This is a genomic window from Pseudomonas sp. GL-R-26, assembly GCF_019947365.1.
GTDB lineage: Bacteria > Pseudomonadota > Gammaproteobacteria > Pseudomonadales > Pseudomonadaceae > Aquipseudomonas.
This window is the reverse complement of record NZ_JAGYGI010000005.1, coordinates 110,589-126,830: the sequence shown is the minus strand read 5'-3', so window position 1 is coordinate 126,830 and position 16,242 is coordinate 110,589. Positions and strand designations below refer to the sequence as shown.

The window sequence follows — 16,242 nt, the reverse complement described above, 5'->3', positions numbered from 1 at the left end:
GTCGGACCAGACGAGCATCCTAGCTCGCTTCAAATAACGCCATGGCCTCGACATGTGCCGTTTGAGGAAACATATCGAGAATCCCGGCACGTTTTAACCGGTAGCCCTGCTTGATCAATTCGACCGTGTCGCGCGCCAGAGTTGCAGGGTTGCACGACACATACACCAAACGTTCGGCGCCAAGGCTCTTGAGCTTGCGCACGACCTCGAAAGCACCGTCACGCGGTGGGTCCAAGAGTACCGCACAAAAGCCTTCGGCGGCCCATTCGGCGTCCGTCAAAGGCTGGGATAAATCGGCCTGAAAAAACTTCGCGTTATGCAGATTATTACTAGCCGCATTCGCCGCTGCCCGATCGACCATCACCTGCACACCTTCGACCGCCACCACTTCACGAGCGGCCTTGGCCAGCGGCAAGGCAAAGTTGCCCAGACCACAGAACAGGTCGAGGACGCGCTCATCCGCTGTCGGCCTCAACCAGTCCAGTGCCTGGGCGACCATCGCTTCGTTGACGGCGGCGTTGACCTGGATGAAATCCCCGGGACGATACGCCAGCTCCAGGTCCCACTGTTCAAGACGATAGCCCAACGACTGATCGGCCTCGACCGGACGCGGTTCGCCGTCGCCATGCAGCCACAACTGGGCTTCATGGAACGCACAGAATTCCTTGAGGATCGTCAGGTCGGCGTCGGACAACGGCGCCATGTGCCGCAGCAACACGGCCAGCGTCGAGCCGCTGAACAACTCCACATGCCCGAGTGCCTGGGGTTTGCTCAAGCGCCGCAGCATCTCCGGCAAGCGGCTCATGATCGGTTGCAAGGGTTGTACCAGCACCGGGCAGTCATCGATGCCAACAATGTCCTGGCTGCCGGCGGCACGGAAACCGACTTCGAGTTTTTTCGCCTTCATGTCCCAGCGCACCGCCACGCGGGCGCGACGCCGGTAAGCGAACTCCGCACCGCTCAATGGCGCCGCCCACTCTTCGGGCTCGACGCCCGCGACCCTCGACAACTGCTCGGCGAGCATGCGCTGTTTCAGGGCAAGCTGTTCGTTGTGGGGCAGATGCTGCACGCTGCAACCGCCGCAGCGGCCGGCATGGGCGCACGGTGCCGGGCGGCGCAATTCGCTGGCCTTGAATACCCGTTCGGTGCGCGCCTCGACCACTTTGCCGTGGGCACCGAGGACGCGCGCCTCGATCTCTTCACCGGCCATTGCGCCGATGACGAACCAGGTGCGACCTTCGAAAAACGCGATACCGCGACCGTCATTGGCCAGGCGCTCGATGGTCAGGCGCTGCTTTTTGCCGGTCGGGACTTGCGGGGCCTTGCTGCCGCCGGTGGGCTGGAAGCGCAGGCCTCTTTCATGTTTGGCCATCAGTTGGGCGCGTCGAAAATGCCGGTCGACAGGTAACGGTCGCCACGGTCGCAGATGATCGCGACGATCACCGCGTTTTCAACTTCTTTGGACAGGCGCAGCATTGCCGCCACGGCACCGCCCGAGGACACGCCACAGAAAATGCCTTCTTCGCGGGCCAGACGACGGGTCACGTCTTCGGCTTCGCTTTGGGCCATGTCGACGATGCGGTCCACGCGGTCGGCCTGGTAGATCTTCGGCAGGTATTCCTGAGGCCAGCGACGGATACCCGGGATCGCCGAGCCTTCCATCGGCTGCAGGCCGATGATCTGCACGTTGTCGTTCTGCTCCTTGAGGTAGCGCGACACGCCCATGATGGTGCCGGTGGTGCCCATGGAGCTGACGAAATGGGTGATGGTGCCCTGGGTCTGGCGCCAGATTTCCGGACCGGTGGTGGTGTAGTGCGCCTCAGGGTTGTCACCGTTAGCAAACTGATCCAGTACCTTGCCGCGACCTTCGGCTTCCATCTTCTGCGCGAGGTCACGGGCGCCTTCCATGCCCTGTTCCTGGCTGACCAGAATCAGCTCGGCGCCATAGGCCGTCATGGCTGCCTTGCGCTCAGCGCTGGAGTTGTCCGGCATGATCAGGATCATCCTGTAACCCTTGATCGCGGCGGCCATGGCCAGAGCGATCCCGGTGTTGCCCGAGGTCGCCTCGATCAACGTATCGCCAGCGTGGATCTGCCCGCGCAGTTCGGCGCGGGTAATCATCGACAGCGCCGGACGGTCCTTGACCGAACCCGCCGGGTTGTTCCCTTCGAGCTTGAGCAAAAGGGTATTGCTGGTGGCGCCGGGCAGGCGCTGCAAACGAACCAGCGGAGTGTTGCCGACGCAATCGGCGATGGTTGGGTACTGCAAGGTCATGGCGTATTCGCAATCCAGACTGCGGGGGTGCCTATCATACCGGCAAACGTTCGCAGGCCATATCACGCAAAGTATGGTGCTTATGGTTAATGGGAATAAGCAGATATTTTGCGGTGAACTTGAGGGCCTCTTCGCGGGCAAGCTCGCTCCCACAGGGTACCGCGGTGATCACAGGTTTCGCGATTCAAACACGGTCAATGTGGGAGAGAGCCTGCTCGCGATGGCGTCGGCACTGGCGCTATTAACATCCGCCAACAAGCGCATATTCATCCGCAACCCGGTCCCTGTGTTCTGCGCCCACAGCTGTCCACCCTGACGCTGCACCGCATTCCTGGCGATGCTCAGGCCCAGGCCAAACCCACCATCCCCCGGCCGCGAACCGTCGAGTCGGGTGAACGGCAGGAAGATCCGCTCCAGATCAGCTTCTGCCACACCGCCACCCTGATCCTCCAGCCACAGGTGCCAGAAATCGCCATCACGACGACCGCCCAATTGGACAATGCCTCCCGCCGGCGAATGACGAATGGCATTACGCAGAATATTTTCCAACGCCTGGGCCAGGGTGTTGAGATGACCGCGAACCCAGCAGGATGCATCCACCGTGCATTGCAACTGCGTATCGGGCCAGCCACTTTCGTAGCAGGCGTTCTCCGTGAGCATTTCCCACAGGGCCTGGATCTGGATCGCTTCGTCGGGCAATCGGGTGCGCTCGGTATCAAGCCACGCCAGTTGCAGCGTGTCCTCCACCAAGCGCTGCATGCCATCGACCTCACGACCAATGCGCTCGCGCAATGGCTCCAGCCCCTGCTCGCTTTCACTGGCCACTCGCAGGCGGCTCAAGGGGGTACGCAACTCGTGGGACAGATCGCGCAGCAGTTGCTGTTGCAAAGCCACGGTGCTTTGCAGGCGCTCAGACATGTGATCGAACGCCCGCCCCAACTCACCCAGTTCATCCGATCGATTGGTGGTCCGGGTCGACAGCCGTACGTTCAGTTGATCGGCACGCCAGGCATTGGCCTGTTCACGCAAGCTGTTGAGCGGCACCACCAACACGCGATACAGCCCGACGCACAGCAGCAAGGTGAACAATCCCGGAATCACGCCATTGGTGATCACCCGCCAGAACACCCGGTAACGCCCGGGTACGAAGCGCTTGGGCAGCTCGATCACCAGGCTGCCGGCGGACGGATCACCGGGAAACGGTATGCGCATCCACGGTTGGCCTTTCTTGTGGATTGGCCAATCGAGGCCGCGCAAAAAAGTCAGGCGTTCGACTTCCTTGTCCGTCAGCGATTGGTTGCTCAAGGACTGCAAATCACCGCCGATGACACCGACCCAGCCTTTTTCCCGATGATGCATGCCTTGCAGCCAGTCATCGACACCGACGTTCTGGCGCTGCTGCCACGCCTGCTCGGCTTCGGCGGCATAACCGGACAGGGTGCCGCGAGCCTCATCGGAGAGGAACTGGTTACGTTCCTCCATGTAACGGCCCCAAGACCAACTCAGCCAGATCATCAGCAGGCAGAAAGCGACCAATAGACAAGCCAGCTTCCAGAACAGCGAATGCCTGCCCGGCAAATTACATTTCATCGGCGGCGCTCAGGATGTAGCCCTTGCCCCATACCGTGCGCACTTCACGCTCGGTGTAGCCAATGGCCTTGAGCTTGCGGCGGATCTGGCTGATGTGCATGTCCAGGCTGCGGTCATGGGCCGCGTAGCCGCGCTGCAGCACCTGTTGATAAAGGAAGGCTTTGCTCAGTACTTCGTCGGCGCTGCGGTGCAGCGTCTCCAGTAACCGATACTCGCTGCGGGTCAGGCCACCGGCCTGTTCGCCGTAAAAGACCTCGAAGCTTTCATCGTCGAAACGCAGGCTGTCCATTGACGAGGCCAGCACTGCGGGCGCGGGTCGACGGTCGAGTGCCACCCGCCGCAGAATGGCTTCGATGCGTACCCTCAACTCCACCATGCTGAAGGGCTTGGGCAGGTAATCATCGGCCCCCAGGCGAAAGCCGCTGATGCGATCGGCCTCGGCACCGAGGGCCGACATCAGCAACACCGGGGTGGAATGGCTCTGGCGCAATTGGGTCAGCACCGCCAGGCCGTCCATGCCCGGCAACAGGATATCCATCAGCACCACGTCGAAAGGTTCCCTGCGGGCAATATCCAGGCCTTCCTGACCGTTCTGGCACCAGGTCACCTGGAAGCCGCTGCGGTCCAGATGCTCATGCACGTAGGCGCCGAGCACAAGGTCGTCTTCGATGGACAGGATTCGGGGGAGGCCAGCAGTGATGGGAGCCATGACTATCTGCAAACAATTCTCAGTTAAGTGATTATTCAAGATTGCCTCGCCAGGGGCAACCCACGGTTTGTCCGTTTTGCCAAAGAGCCGCCCGGACCGACGAATGACGGCACCATTTTTACGAGGATTGCCCGCGAGCAAATCGCTACACTGCGCAAGTGGTGCATGGCGGATGCATGTACGGGTCTATAAATAGCGGGATGCAGGAGAGATGCGTGCTCAAGAAACTGGGAATCAAAGGCCGCGTGCTGTTGCTGACCCTGTTGCCAACCAGCCTGATGGCGTTGGTGCTGGGGGGTTATTTTACCTGGATGCAACAGGCTGACCTGCACATCCAGCTCATGCAGCGCGGCGAAATGATCGCCGAGCAGTTGGCCCCACTGGCGGCGCCCGCCATGGGCCATCAGGACAACGAACTGCTCGAACGCATCGCCACCCAGGCCCTGGAACAAACCGACGTGAGGGCGGTGACCTTCCTGGCTCCTGACCGCACGCTGCTGGCCCACGCCGGCCCGACCATGCTCAACCAGACACCTTCCGGCAGTGGCACGCAGATGCTGCGCCGCAGTGGCAACGATGCGACCCGCTATCTGCTGCCGGTATTCGGCAAACACCGCAACCTGGCCGGGGACGTGATTCCCGAAGAAGCCGATCGCCTGCTGGGCTGGGTCGAGCTTGAACTGTCCCATAACAGCATGCTTTTGCGTGGTTACCGCAGCCTGTTCGCCAGCCTGATGCTGATCATTGCGGGACTGACGGGTGCGGCACTGCTGGCCCTGCGCATGGGCCGCACGATCAATCGGCCGTTGAGCCAGATCAAGCAGGCCGTGGCCCAACTCAAGGACGGTCATCTGGAAACCCGCTTGCCACCCCTCGGCAGTCAGGAACTGGACGAGCTGGCCTCCGGCATCAACCGCATGGCCGGCACCCTGCAAAATGCCCAGGAAGAATTGCAGCACAGCATCGACCAGGCCACCGAAGACGTGCGCCAGAACCTGGAAACCATCGAGATCCAGAACATCGAGCTGGACCTGGCGCGCAAGGAAGCCCTGGAAGCGAGCCGGATCAAGTCCGAATTCCTGGCCAACATGAGCCATGAAATCCGCACGCCGCTCAATGGCATTCTCGGCTTCACCCACCTGCTGCAAAAAAGCGAGCTCACCCCACGCCAGCTCGACTACCTGGGCACCATCGAAAAGTCCGCCGACAGCCTGCTGGGCATCATCAACGAGATTCTCGACTTCTCGAAAATCGAGGCCGGCAAGTTGGTGCTCGACCATATTCCGTTCAACCTGCGCGACCTGCTCCAGGACACCTTGACCATCCTCGCCCCGGCCGCCCACGCCAAGCAGTTGGAACTGGTGAGCCTGGTGTACCGGGACACGCCGCTGTCACTGGTAGGCGACCCGCTGCGGCTCAAGCAGATCCTGACGAACCTGGTGAGCAACGCGATCAAGTTCACCCGCGAAGGCACCATCGTCGCCCGCGCCATGCTCGAAGAAGAACACGAAGACACCGTGCAGTTGCGCATCAGCATTCAGGACACCGGCATCGGTCTGTCGAACCAGGACGTGCGCGCCCTGTTCCAGGCCTTCAGCCAGGCCGACAACTCGCTGTCACGGCAGCCCGGCGGTACTGGCCTGGGCCTGGTGATTTCCAAGCGCCTGATCGAACAGATGGGCGGTGAGATCGGCGTCGACAGTACGCCGGGGGAAGGCTCGGAGTTCTGGATCAGCCTGAGCCTGCCGAAAACCCGCGACGATGCCGAAGACCTGCCCTCCGCGCCCTTGCTCGGGCGACGGGTGGCAGTACTGGAAAACCACGAACTGGCGCGGCAGGCGTTGCAGCATCAACTGGAAGACTGCGGCCTCAGCACCACACCGTTCAATACCCTGGAAAGCCTGACCAATGGCGTCACCGCCGCCCACCAGACCGACCAGGCGATCGAGCTTGCCGTGCTCGGCATCACCAGTAACGACATGCCGCCGGAACGCCTCAACCAGCACATCTGGGACCTCGAGCATCTTGGCTGCAAAGTCTTGGTGCTGTGCCCGACCACGGAACAGACGCTGTTCCATCTTTCCGTGCCCAACCCCCACAGCCAGCTCCAGGCGAAACCGGCCTGCACCCGCAAGCTGCGCCGCTCCCTTTCTGACTTGGTCAACCCGCGACCGATGCGCAGCGAACCGGGCGAACCGGTGTCCAGCCGTGCCCCGAAGGTACTTTGCGTCGACGACAATCCGGCCAACCTGATGCTGGTGCAGACCCTGCTCGAAGACATGGGCGCCAAGGTGCTCGCGGTGGAAAGCGGTTATGCCGCCATCAAGGCGGTACAGAACGAGACATTCGATCTGGTGTTGATGGACGTGCAGATGCCCGGCATGGACGGTCGCCAGAGCACCGAGGCGATCCGCCAGTGGGAAAGCGAACGCCATTGCACCCCGCTGCCGATCGTGGCCCTCACCGCCCACGCCATGGCCAACGAAAAACGCGCACTGCTGCAAAGCGGCATGGACGACTACCTGACCAAACCGATCAGTGAACGGCAATTGGCCCAGGTGGTGCTGAAATGGAGTGGCCTGGCGCTGCGCAATCACAGCCCGGAGCGTTCCGGCGATGGACATGCAGGCGCCCATGATCTGTTGGTGCTCGACCACGACGAAGGATTGCGTCTGGCCGCCGGCAAGGCAGATCTGGCGGCGGACATGCTGGCGATGCTGCTCGCATCCCTGGAAGCCGACCGCGAAGCCATCCGCCTCGCTCAGCAAAGCAACGACCACAACGCCCTGATCGAACGGGTCCATCGCCTGCATGGCGCGACGCGTTATTGCGGCGTACCGCAATTGCGTGCGGCCTGCCAACGCAGCGAAACCCTGCTCAAGCAACAGGACCCGAAAGCCAGCGTGGCACTGGATGAGCTCGACCGGGCAATCAATCGCCTGGCGGCCCAGGCGCGCATGAATGCTTGATGCAGCGCAATCGTTAAAGGCTGCCGGCGAGCTAACCTGACGACTGTCGAATGCAGGCTTGCTCAACGGTGCAGGCCACCTTCAAGGAGCACCGCATGCGTACGATTCTTTTCAGCAGCCAGAACTACGACCGCGAGAGCTTTCTCGCGGCCGAGCAACCGGCCGGCATCGAGCTGCAATTTCAGCCTGCGCGCCTGAGCCTCGACACGGTAGCGCTCGCCCAAGGGTATGAAGCGGTCTGCGCGTTCATCAATGATGACCTCGGCGCGGCGGTGCTCGAGCGCCTGGCCGCCGGTGGCACACGCCTGATCGCCCTGCGTTCGGCCGGCTACAACCATGTCGACTTGCCGACGGCAAAGCGTCTGGGACTGACCATCGTGCGCGTCCCGGCCTATTCGCCCCACGCCGTGGCCGAACATGCAGTGGCGCTGATCCTCGCACTCAACCGCCGCTTGCCCCGCGCCTACAACCGCACCCGAGATGGGGATTTCAGACTACAGGGGCTGACCGGTTTCGACCTGGTAGGCAAGACCGTCGGCGTGGTCGGCACCGGTCAGATTGGCGCGACCTTCGCCAAAATCATGAGCGGGTTTGGCTGCCAGTTACTGGCCTATGACCCCTACCCCAACCCACAGGTCAAAGCCCTCGGCGCGCGCTACCTGAGCCTGCCGCAGCTGCTTGCCGAATCGCAGATCATCAGCCTGCACTGCCCGCTCAACGAGCAGAGCAAGCACCTGATCAACCGTCAATCCCTGGCGCACATGCAACCGGGCGCGATGCTGATCAATACCGGGCGTGGCGGCCTGGTGGACACCCCGGCGCTGATCGATGCCTTGAAAGACGGTCGCCTGGGTTACCTCGGGCTGGATGTGTATGAGGAAGAGGCGCAGTTGTTCTTCGAGGACCGCTCCGACCTGCCGCTGCAAGACGATGTGCTGGCACGGCTGCTGACCTTTCCTAACGTGATCGTCACTGCGCACCAGGCCTTCCTGACCCGCGAAGCGCTGGACGCGATTGCCACCATCACATTGCGCAACATTTCAGCCTGGGCAGCGGGCACCCCGGAAAACCTGGTGACGGGAGACTGAAACGGATCGAAGGTCATCTGCCTGCGCGATGCGGCGTGCAAGCCCGTGCTAGCATATCGCGCATATTTGGAGGACCCATGGTCGAACACGATTTCCGCTACAGCCTGATGAACCCGCAACACACCCTCACTGAATGCCGCGCCCTGGTGCCGGGGCGTTATCAAGTCACTGGCAACGGTGGTTCGATTCGCAACAATGACGTGCTGGTCGTGACCCTCAAGGGTGCGAAGGACTTGTCCATGCGCCTGACCGTCGAAACGGTTCGCCACCTGATCAACCCGCCCGGCCAATGGGTCGCGGTGGCCAGTGGCCCGGTGTTCGGTGAACTGGCCATCCACACCTGGCAAGTGAACTGTGACAGCTGCGCCAAAGAGCTGAGCTTCGAGTTCGCCGTCGATGCCAAGCTGGGCAACAAGGCCGAAAAGCCTGCCGCCACCGCGCGGATTGCCGAGTTGGGCTGGACCACTGTCGGCGAGAAACACCTGTGCCCGAAATGCCAGGAGCCTGCGTGATGAAACGCCTCGCTCTGACCGCCATGGTCGGCGCCAGCCTGCTGGGCTGCGCCGCCGAGCCGGTGCAACTGCAACAGAACCGCAGCTACATTCTGGAGTGGATCGGCGAGCGGCCGTTGATGGACTACAGCCACCTGACCATCACCTTCGGCGAAGATGGCCGGGCCTACGGCAATGGCGGCTGCAACCACTGGTTTGCGCCGTACACCCTCGATGGCGACAAACTGACCTTCGGCAAAATCGGCAGCACCCGCAAATTGTGCGCGCCGGCGCTGATGGAACAGGAAAAACGCTTCCTTCAGGCCCTGGAAAACGTCCAGCGCTGGGACGTCTCCCCGATCGAGCAGATACGCTTCTGGCCAGCCGAAGGCAAGCCGCTGCGTTGGTGGCTTGAGGAGGGTTGATCCCCCTGGGTATCCCGAGAAACCTGTGGCGAGGGGGCTTGCCCCCGTTGGGCTGCGAAGCAGCCCTAAACCCAGTCACCGCGTTTAATCAGATTCACCATGTACACCGGTTTACGACTGCTACGCAGTCGAACGGGGGCAAGCCCCCTCGCCACAAAAAGCCCGCTCGCCACAGTGAATCGATCATCCGATCAGTTTTTAGCCTGCAACGCCTCAAGCTTCGCCATCACCCCCGCCGCCGTCTGTTCACCCATCAACTGCTCACGTACCTTGCCCTTGTTATCGATGATGTAGGTCACCGGCAACGCTTCGCTGCGCGGCAACTCGAACAGTTCGGAAGGGTCCTGCGCCAGCACGGTGAACCTGATCCCCAGTTTCTCGCTCGCGCCCTTCAGCTCTTGCCCCTGGACGTTGTCGAAATTGACTCCGAACACACCGATTTTCTTGTCCTTGAGCTGCTCGGCCAGGGTGTTCAACTCCGGTATCTCGGTACGGCAAGGTCCGCACCATTCTGCCCAGTAGTTGAGCACCAGCCATTTGCCATCCAGGCGGTCAGAGGCGATTTTATGACCATCTTGGTCGATGCCATAGTCATTACCGCAGCCCCCCAGCATCAACGCTCCGATGATCGCCAATGCTGCTGCCAGTCGCCTTGTCATGTCGTGTTCCTTGTCAAAAATTGAATGCACCTGCGACCCATCGCCTCTCACGGTTCTGGATTGCGCGTTGCACAGTTAGAATAGCCGCCACCTTACGCAAGATGCGACCCGCTCATGACCGATCTGACGCTTTATCACAACCCGCGCTGCTCGAAATCCCGCGGTGCGCTCGAACTGCTTGAAGCCCGTGGCCTGACGCCGACCGTGGTCCGTTACCTGGAAACCCCGCTGGACGCCGCGCAGATCCAGGGCCTGCTGGGCAAACTCGGGATCAGCGCCCGGCAATTGCTGCGCACCGGCGAGGACGAGTACAAGACCCTCGACCTGGCTGACAGCAGCCTGAGCGAAGCGCAATTGATCGCCGCCATCGCCGCCCACCCGAAACTGATGGAGCGACCGATTCTCGAAGTCGGTGACAAGGCCATCATCGGCCGCCCACCGGAGCAGATCCTGGAACTGTTGCCATGAGCGCACCGTACATTCTGGTCCTGTACTACAGCCGCAGCGGCTCGACCAACGAAATGGCCCGGCAGATCGCCCGTGGTGTCGAACAGGCCGGGCTTGAGGCCCGCCTGCGCACGGTGCCGGCGATTTCCACCGAGTGCGAAGCCGTTTCGCCGGAAATTCCCGACGAAGGCGCGCTGTATGCCAGCCTCGACGACCTGAAGAACTGCGCCGGCCTGGCGCTCGGCAGCCCGACCCGTTTCGGCAACATGGCCGCGCCACTCAAGTACTTTCTCGACGGTACCAGCAACCTGTGGCTGACCGGCGCCCTGGTGGGCAAACCGGCGGGTGTATTCACCTCCACCGCGAGCCTGCACGGCGGCCAGGAAACCACGCTGCTGTCGATGATGCTGCCACTGCTGCACCACGGCATGCTGATCACCGGCCTGCCCTACAGCGAGTCGGCGCTACTGGAAACCCAGGGCGGCGGTACGCCATACGGCGCCAGCCACCACGCCGGTGCCGACGGCAAAAGCGGTCTGGATGCCCATGAAGTGGCGTTGTGCCGCGCGCTGGGTATGCGTCTGGCCAAGACTGCACAGAAACTGGAGAGCTGAGGTGGCCAAGAAGCCGAAGATCCTGCCCGCCCTCGAATGGCTCGAACCACGGGTCAAGGCGATGCGCGCCATCAGCCTGCTGTGCTTTTTCGGCCTGGTGGGACTGCTGTGTGTTTACTACCTGGCGATTGCCGACCTGCACGGGGCACACCCCTGGGTGATTCTGTTGATCGAGCTGGTGCCACTGCTGATTCTGGCACCGGGGATGATCATCGGCAGCCCTCGCGGGCATTCGTGGATGTGCTTTGTAGTGAACCTGTATTTCATCAAGGGCGCATTGGCTGCCTATGACCCGAACCGGCAGATCTTCGGTTTGTTGGAGATGGGCGCGAGTCTGGCGGTGTTTTGTTCGGCACTGTTGTATGTGCGCTGGCGGTATCAGTTGAACCGCAAGCTGGTGGGTGAAGGTGAAATCTCTGCCACCTGATCTGACGCCATCGCGAGCAAGCTCGCCCCCACAGGGGATTTTGTGAACGACACAGATCCAATGTGGGAGCGAGCCTGCTCGCGATTGGGGCGACTCGGTCTCAATGATTCACTGTGTAAGCCAGCATCATCGAAATCTGGCTCATCGGCCGCCCGCCACTTTCCTCATACCACTGGTTGAACACGTCCTGCACTAACGCCAGGTCGCGCAGACTGCTCGGCACCTTGTCGATGATGTCCTGCGCATTCAATGCCGCGACCACGTCATAGCTCGGCACAAAAGTGTCCTTGCCGATCATCCGCAAGAAACGCGGGGCCGACAGACCGCCCAACTGATGTCCGCGTTTTTTCAGGAAGGTCCAGAGCCCGACGATATCGGTCACCGGCCAATCGGCGATCAGCGCACCGAAGCTGCCCTTTTCATGGGCCACATCCAATATGAACTGTGCATTGCGCGGCACGCTCTTGAGCTTGCCCAGGTGACGGATGATCCGCGTGTCCTGCATCAGGCGTTCAAGGTGCTCGGCACTCATCAGCACGACTTTTTCCGGGTCGAACTTGAAGAACACTTCTTCGAAGGCCGGCCACTTCGCATCCACCAGGCTGTGCTTGAGCCCGGCACGGAATACCCGCAACGCCATCGTCGAGAGGTAGCGATCGTCGCTGATTTTGCGCAGTTGCGCCGGGGTTTTGGGAACGGGCAGATGGGCTTCCAGTTCAGCCGCCGAACCGAAGCGGTTCAGACAGTATTCATTGAGCCACTTGTAATCGCGCATGCCCTCTCCTGAGGAATGAAACAAAAACCAAATGTGGGAGCGACCTGTGGCGAGGGGGCTTGCCCCCGTTTGAGTGCGCAGCACTCACAAAATCTTTGGCTCATCAGAGATTTGGGGCCGCTTCGCAGCCCAACGGGGGCAAGCCCCCTCGCCACAGGCTTACTCCTACAGTTTTTGACTAGAGGTTGACCACATTGACGAAGCGCGATGCGGCGCTTTCGTCGATCTTGAGACTGGTGAAGTCGAACAGATTGCGATCCGCCAGTTGCGACGGGATCACGTTCTGCAGGCTGCGGAAAATGCTCTCGGTACGGCCCGGGGTCTTGCGTTCCCAGTCCAGCAGCATTTCCTTGACCACCTGACGCTGCAGGTTCTCCTGGGAACCGCAGAGGTTGCACGGGATGATCGGGAATTGCTTGAAGTCCGAGTAGGCCTGGATGTCTTTTTCGTTGCAGTAGGCCAGCGGGCGGATCACCACATTACGACCATCGTCGGCGCGCAGCTTCGGTGGCATGGCCTTGAGCGAACCGTTGAAGAACATGTTCAGGAAGAACGTTTCGACGATGTCGTCGCGGTGGTGACCAAGAGCCATCTTGGTCGCGCCGATTTCATCGGCGAAGGTATAGAGCGTGCCGCGACGCAGGCGCGAGCACAGCGAGCAGGTGGTCTTGCCTTCCGGAATCAGTTCCTTGACCACCGAGTAAGTGTCTTTCTCGACGATGTGGTACTCGATCCCCAGTTCCTTGAGGTAGGCCGGCAGCACGTGCTCCGGGAAACCCGGCTGCTTCTGGTCCATGTTCACGGCCACGATCTCGAACTTGATCGGCGCGACCTTCTGCAAGTGCATCAGCACATCGAGCATGGTGTAGCTGTCCTTGCCACCGGACAGGCAGACCATGACCTTGTCGCCGTCTTCAATCATGTTGAAATCGGCAACTGCCTCACCGGCCAGTCGGCGAAGGCGCTTTTGCAGTTTGTTCTGGTTGACCGTGAGAGTGCCCATGACGCGAAATCCGTGAGGTGTGACGAAAGGCCGGCATTTTACGCAAATTCTTTGCACTTGTGGCGAGGGGGCAACATCTCCAGCTCACCTACAGACCCTGCAGCGATTAACAACCGGGTTTACAGCGCGATTTGCTCTAAAGCCCCTACTCCCTCTGGGGAAACTCCTCCCTATACTGCGACATAAGGTCACATACAAATTCAGACCTATGACTTACTTGGCCGCATTGGCCCGTAGGCGCTCCACTGGGGGGCGACGGTAAAACAAGAGGAGTGACTGGCATGATCCATCACGTAGTGGGGCTCTTCACCCACCCTGACCAAGAATGGAAAGAAATCCGTGGCGACCAGGAGGAAAGCATCAGCCACATGTACCTGACCCATACACTGATTCTGGCGGCGATCCCCGCCGTGTCTGCCTTTATTGGCACCACGCAGGTCGGCTGGGTCATCGGCAATCGGGCTCCCGTGATGCTGACCGTAGAAAGCGCGATATGGATGACGATCATGTCGTACGTGGCGATGCTCGGTGGTGTTGCGGTAATGGGCGCGTTCATCCACTGGATGGCCCGCACCTATGACGCCAACCCAAGCCTCGCCCGCTGCATTGCGTTTGCAACCTACACCGCCACACCGTTGTTCATCGGCGGACTCGCTGCCTTGTACCCGCACTTGTGGCTGGGGATGATCGTCGGCACCGCCGCCATCTGCTACACGGTGTATTTGCTGTATGTGGGCTTGCCGACATTCATGAACATTCCATCTGACGAGGGCTTCCTGTTTTCAAGTTCGGTGCTCGCCGTAGGCCTGGTGGTGCTGGTCGCCATCATGGCGTTCACAGTCATTGTCTGGGGACTCGGCGTGGGCCCGGTCTACACCAGTTAGTCGCTCATCACTGAAAATCGGAACTGCTGACAAAGGCCGCCGCAAGGCGGCCTTTTCATTCTTCAGCAACGAGACGGCACACGACCATTCGGCACCTTGGCGATTCGCAAGGTCCCAGGGTTGCGGCATACTCGACCGCTCTGGAGATCCATCAAGCATGCCCGAGCAACTCAATACCCGCGTCGAAGACTGTTTCCAACTAGCCGAATCCTTTTTCAAACGACCTTTCAAGCGCCCCGTGGTGAGCCTCAAGCTGCGCGGGCAAAAAGCCGGTGTCGCGCATTTGCACGAGAACCTGCTGCGCTTCAACCCGCAGTTGTACCGGGAAAACACCGAAGATTTCCTCAAGCAGACCGTGGCCCATGAAGTCGCACATCTGATCGCCCACCAGCTGTTCGGCGACCGCATCCAGCCCCATGGCGAAGAGTGGCAATTGATCATGCGCGGCGTGTACGAACTGCCGCCCAACCGCTGCCACACCTATGATGTCAAACGCCGCAGCGTGACCCGCTACATCTACAAGTGTCCGTGCGCCGACAGCGACTTCCCGTTCTCGGCACAGCGCCACAGCCTGGTTCGGCAGGGACGGCGGTACCTGTGCCGGCGGTGTCGCAATACCTTGGTGTTCAGTGGGGAGATGCGGGTCGAGTAGCGGGATGTGTGCTGGCCGTACTAACCTCTTCGCAGGCAGACGCTAGAGAACTACCTTGGCGAACCGCAATTGAGCAATCCGCTCAGCACTGAACCCCAACTCCCCCAACACCTGATCCGTATGCTGCCCCAGCGCCGCGCCAATATGCCGGGGCTCAGGCAACCCTTGCGAAAACTTCAGCGGACACGCCATCTGCGCCTGGGACGAGCCATCGCCACGGGGCACGTCGGTCACCAACTCCCGCGCTTGCAACTGTGGATGATGCAGCGCTTCTCCCAGGCTCAATACCGGCTCGACACACGCATCCCGTTCGGCGAACAGCGTACGCAACTCGGCAAAGTCATGCTTTTCGAACTCGACCCTCAGCGCGTCTTTAAGCTGTTTCTGATGCGCCGGTTGCGGTGACAGGCCGAGGCCGGCCAATTCCTCCAGCCCCAATGCCGTGCACAACTGTTTCATGAATACCGGTTCCAGGCTGCCCACCGACAGCCAGCGCCCATCCCGGGAGCGGTAGTAATCGTAGAAACTGCCACCGTTGAGCACCTGGTTTTCCGGAGCCGGCTCGACGCCACAGGCCAGATACCCGGCACCTGCCATCGCATTCAGGCTGAACGCGCAGTCGGTCATGCTGACATCCAGGTGCTGACCCTGACCGGTTTGCTGCCGGGCAATGACTGCCGCCAGCAAACCAATCACTCCGTGCAGCGAACCACCGGCGACATCCGCCACCTGCATGCCCAACGGCAGCGGCCCGGTGTCGGCACGGCCGGTGTAGCTCGCCAGCCCGGACAGGGCCAGGTAGTTGATGTCATGGCCGGCGCGGTCCTTGTAGGGGCCGGTCTGGCCATAGCCGGTGATCGACACATAAATCAATTTCGGATTGATCGCCCTCAGGGCTTCGTAACCCAGGCCCAGACGCTCCATGACACCTGGGCGGAACTGCTCGAGCACAATGTCGTAGTCCTGCAGCAACGACCTGATCACCTCCAGCGCCTCAGGCTGCTTGAGGTCCAGGGCGAGGCTGCGCTTGTTGCGATTGAGGTAGGCATGACTGGCTGACACACCTTGATCGTGGGGCGGCAACACCCGCAGCAGGTCCATGCGGGTCGGTGATTCGATGCGCAGCACTTCGGCGCCCATGTCCGCCAGCAGCAACGAGGCGAACGGCCCCGGCAGCAGTGTCGAGAAATCCAGAACCTTGAGTGATGCCAGTGGACCGAACATGAGCGTTCTCC

17 protein-coding genes are annotated in these 16,242 nt (G+C 61.1%); 9 read left to right on the top strand and 8 right to left on the bottom strand.

The window, feature by feature from the left end; all coding sequences use genetic code 11:
• Positions 1-19: 19 nt before the first annotated feature.
• The 4 genes from rlmD to KGA96_RS07680 all read right to left on the bottom strand — a co-directional run bounded on the left by rlmD (position 20) and on the right by KGA96_RS07680 (position 4,573).
• On the bottom strand, positions 20-1,372 hold the full coding sequence (gene rlmD / locus KGA96_RS07695) for a 23S rRNA (uracil(1939)-C(5))-methyltransferase RlmD (protein WP_223512225.1): 1,353 nt from the start codon (positions 1,370-1,372) through the stop codon (positions 20-22).
• Complete coding sequence (gene cysM / locus KGA96_RS07690; protein ID WP_046043004.1) at positions 1,372-2,274, bottom strand: cysteine synthase CysM; 903 nt, start codon at positions 2,272-2,274, stop codon at positions 1,372-1,374. The genes rlmD and cysM overlap by 1 nt, the downstream gene beginning before the upstream one ends.
• Before the next feature lie 168 nt (positions 2,275-2,442).
• Complete coding sequence (locus KGA96_RS07685) at positions 2,443-3,864, bottom strand: sensor histidine kinase (RefSeq protein ID WP_223512217.1); 1,422 nt, start codon at positions 3,862-3,864, stop codon at positions 2,443-2,445.
• Positions 3,854-4,573 (bottom strand): response regulator transcription factor, encoded by a 720-nt coding sequence (locus KGA96_RS07680; protein ID WP_046043008.1) that lies wholly within the window; start codon positions 4,571-4,573, stop codon positions 3,854-3,856. The genes KGA96_RS07685 and KGA96_RS07680 overlap by 11 nt, the downstream gene beginning before the upstream one ends.
• 215 nt (positions 4,574-4,788) lie before the next feature.
• On the opposite strand from KGA96_RS07680, the gene KGA96_RS07675 reads away from it, so the two are divergent.
• The 4 genes from KGA96_RS07675 (at position 4,789) to KGA96_RS07660 (ending at position 9,546) form a co-directional block, all read left to right on the top strand.
• Positions 4,789-7,542: a response regulator gene (locus tag KGA96_RS07675; RefSeq protein ID WP_223464205.1), complete on the top strand. Its 2,754-nt coding sequence runs from the start codon at positions 4,789-4,791 to the stop codon at positions 7,540-7,542.
• Positions 7,543-7,637: 95 nt separating this feature from the next.
• On the top strand, positions 7,638-8,630 hold the full coding sequence (locus tag KGA96_RS07670; protein ID WP_223512215.1) for a 2-hydroxyacid dehydrogenase: 993 nt from the start codon (positions 7,638-7,640) through the stop codon (positions 8,628-8,630).
• A 77-nt stretch (positions 8,631-8,707) separates the two neighbouring features.
• On the top strand, positions 8,708-9,142 hold the full coding sequence (locus KGA96_RS07665; protein WP_007988765.1) for a hypothetical protein: 435 nt from the start codon (positions 8,708-8,710) through the stop codon (positions 9,140-9,142).
• A complete protein-coding gene (locus KGA96_RS07660) occupies positions 9,142-9,546 on the top strand; it encodes an META domain-containing protein (protein ID WP_223464202.1) in 405 nt (134 codons plus the stop codon). Before KGA96_RS07665 ends, KGA96_RS07660 begins: the two co-directional genes overlap by 1 nt.
• 191 nt (positions 9,547-9,737) lie before the next feature.
• On the opposite strand, the gene KGA96_RS07655 is transcribed toward KGA96_RS07660, so the two are convergent.
• Complete coding sequence (locus KGA96_RS07655) at positions 9,738-10,205, bottom strand: TlpA disulfide reductase family protein (protein WP_046043014.1); 468 nt, start codon at positions 10,203-10,205, stop codon at positions 9,738-9,740.
• Between the two features lie 114 nt (positions 10,206-10,319).
• Between KGA96_RS07655 and arsC the strand changes: the two genes are divergently transcribed.
• Genes arsC through KGA96_RS07640 form a run of 3 tightly spaced genes read left to right on the top strand, consistent with a single transcriptional unit; the run spans position 10,320 to position 11,693 of the window.
• Positions 10,320-10,673 carry an arsenate reductase (glutaredoxin) gene (gene arsC, locus KGA96_RS07650; protein WP_046043015.1) on the top strand — a complete coding sequence of 118 codons (354 nt, stop codon included), beginning with the start codon at positions 10,320-10,322 and terminating at the stop codon, positions 10,671-10,673.
• Complete coding sequence (gene wrbA, locus KGA96_RS07645; RefSeq protein ID WP_046043016.1) at positions 10,670-11,266, top strand: NAD(P)H:quinone oxidoreductase; 597 nt, start codon at positions 10,670-10,672, stop codon at positions 11,264-11,266. The genes arsC and wrbA overlap by 4 nt, the downstream gene beginning before the upstream one ends.
• Before the next feature lies 1 nt (position 11,267).
• Positions 11,268-11,693: a DUF2069 domain-containing protein gene (locus tag KGA96_RS07640; protein WP_223512213.1), complete on the top strand. Its 426-nt coding sequence runs from the start codon at positions 11,268-11,270 to the stop codon at positions 11,691-11,693.
• A gap of 100 nt (positions 11,694-11,793) precedes the next feature.
• Here KGA96_RS07640 and KGA96_RS07635 read toward each other — a convergent pair whose 3' ends face one another.
• Positions 11,794-12,468, bottom strand: coding sequence for a DNA-3-methyladenine glycosylase I (locus tag KGA96_RS07635; RefSeq protein ID WP_046043019.1), 675 nt, complete (start codon positions 12,466-12,468; stop codon positions 11,794-11,796).
• Positions 12,469-12,646: 178 nt separating this feature from the next.
• Complete coding sequence (gene ttcA / locus KGA96_RS07630; protein WP_008051493.1) at positions 12,647-13,471, bottom strand: tRNA 2-thiocytidine(32) synthetase TtcA; 825 nt, start codon at positions 13,469-13,471, stop codon at positions 12,647-12,649.
• Between the two features lie 281 nt (positions 13,472-13,752).
• Between ttcA and KGA96_RS07625 the strand changes: the two genes are divergently transcribed.
• Together KGA96_RS07625 and KGA96_RS07620 are read left to right on the top strand one after the other, a co-directional pair.
• On the top strand, positions 13,753-14,355 hold the full coding sequence (locus tag KGA96_RS07625; RefSeq protein ID WP_046043020.1) for a Yip1 family protein: 603 nt from the start codon (positions 13,753-13,755) through the stop codon (positions 14,353-14,355).
• A gap of 157 nt (positions 14,356-14,512) precedes the next feature.
• The gene (locus tag KGA96_RS07620) at positions 14,513-15,007 is read left to right on the top strand and encodes a SprT family zinc-dependent metalloprotease (protein ID WP_046043022.1); all 495 of its coding nucleotides are present in this window, start codon (positions 14,513-14,515) and stop codon (positions 15,005-15,007) included.
• A gap of 42 nt (positions 15,008-15,049) precedes the next feature.
• Here the strand turns inward: KGA96_RS07620 and KGA96_RS07615 are convergent, their stop codons facing one another.
• Entirely contained in the window at positions 15,050-16,231 is a 1,182-nt protein-coding gene (locus tag KGA96_RS07615; protein ID WP_046043024.1) for a CaiB/BaiF CoA transferase family protein, read from the bottom strand.
• Positions 16,232-16,242 lie beyond the last annotated feature (11 nt).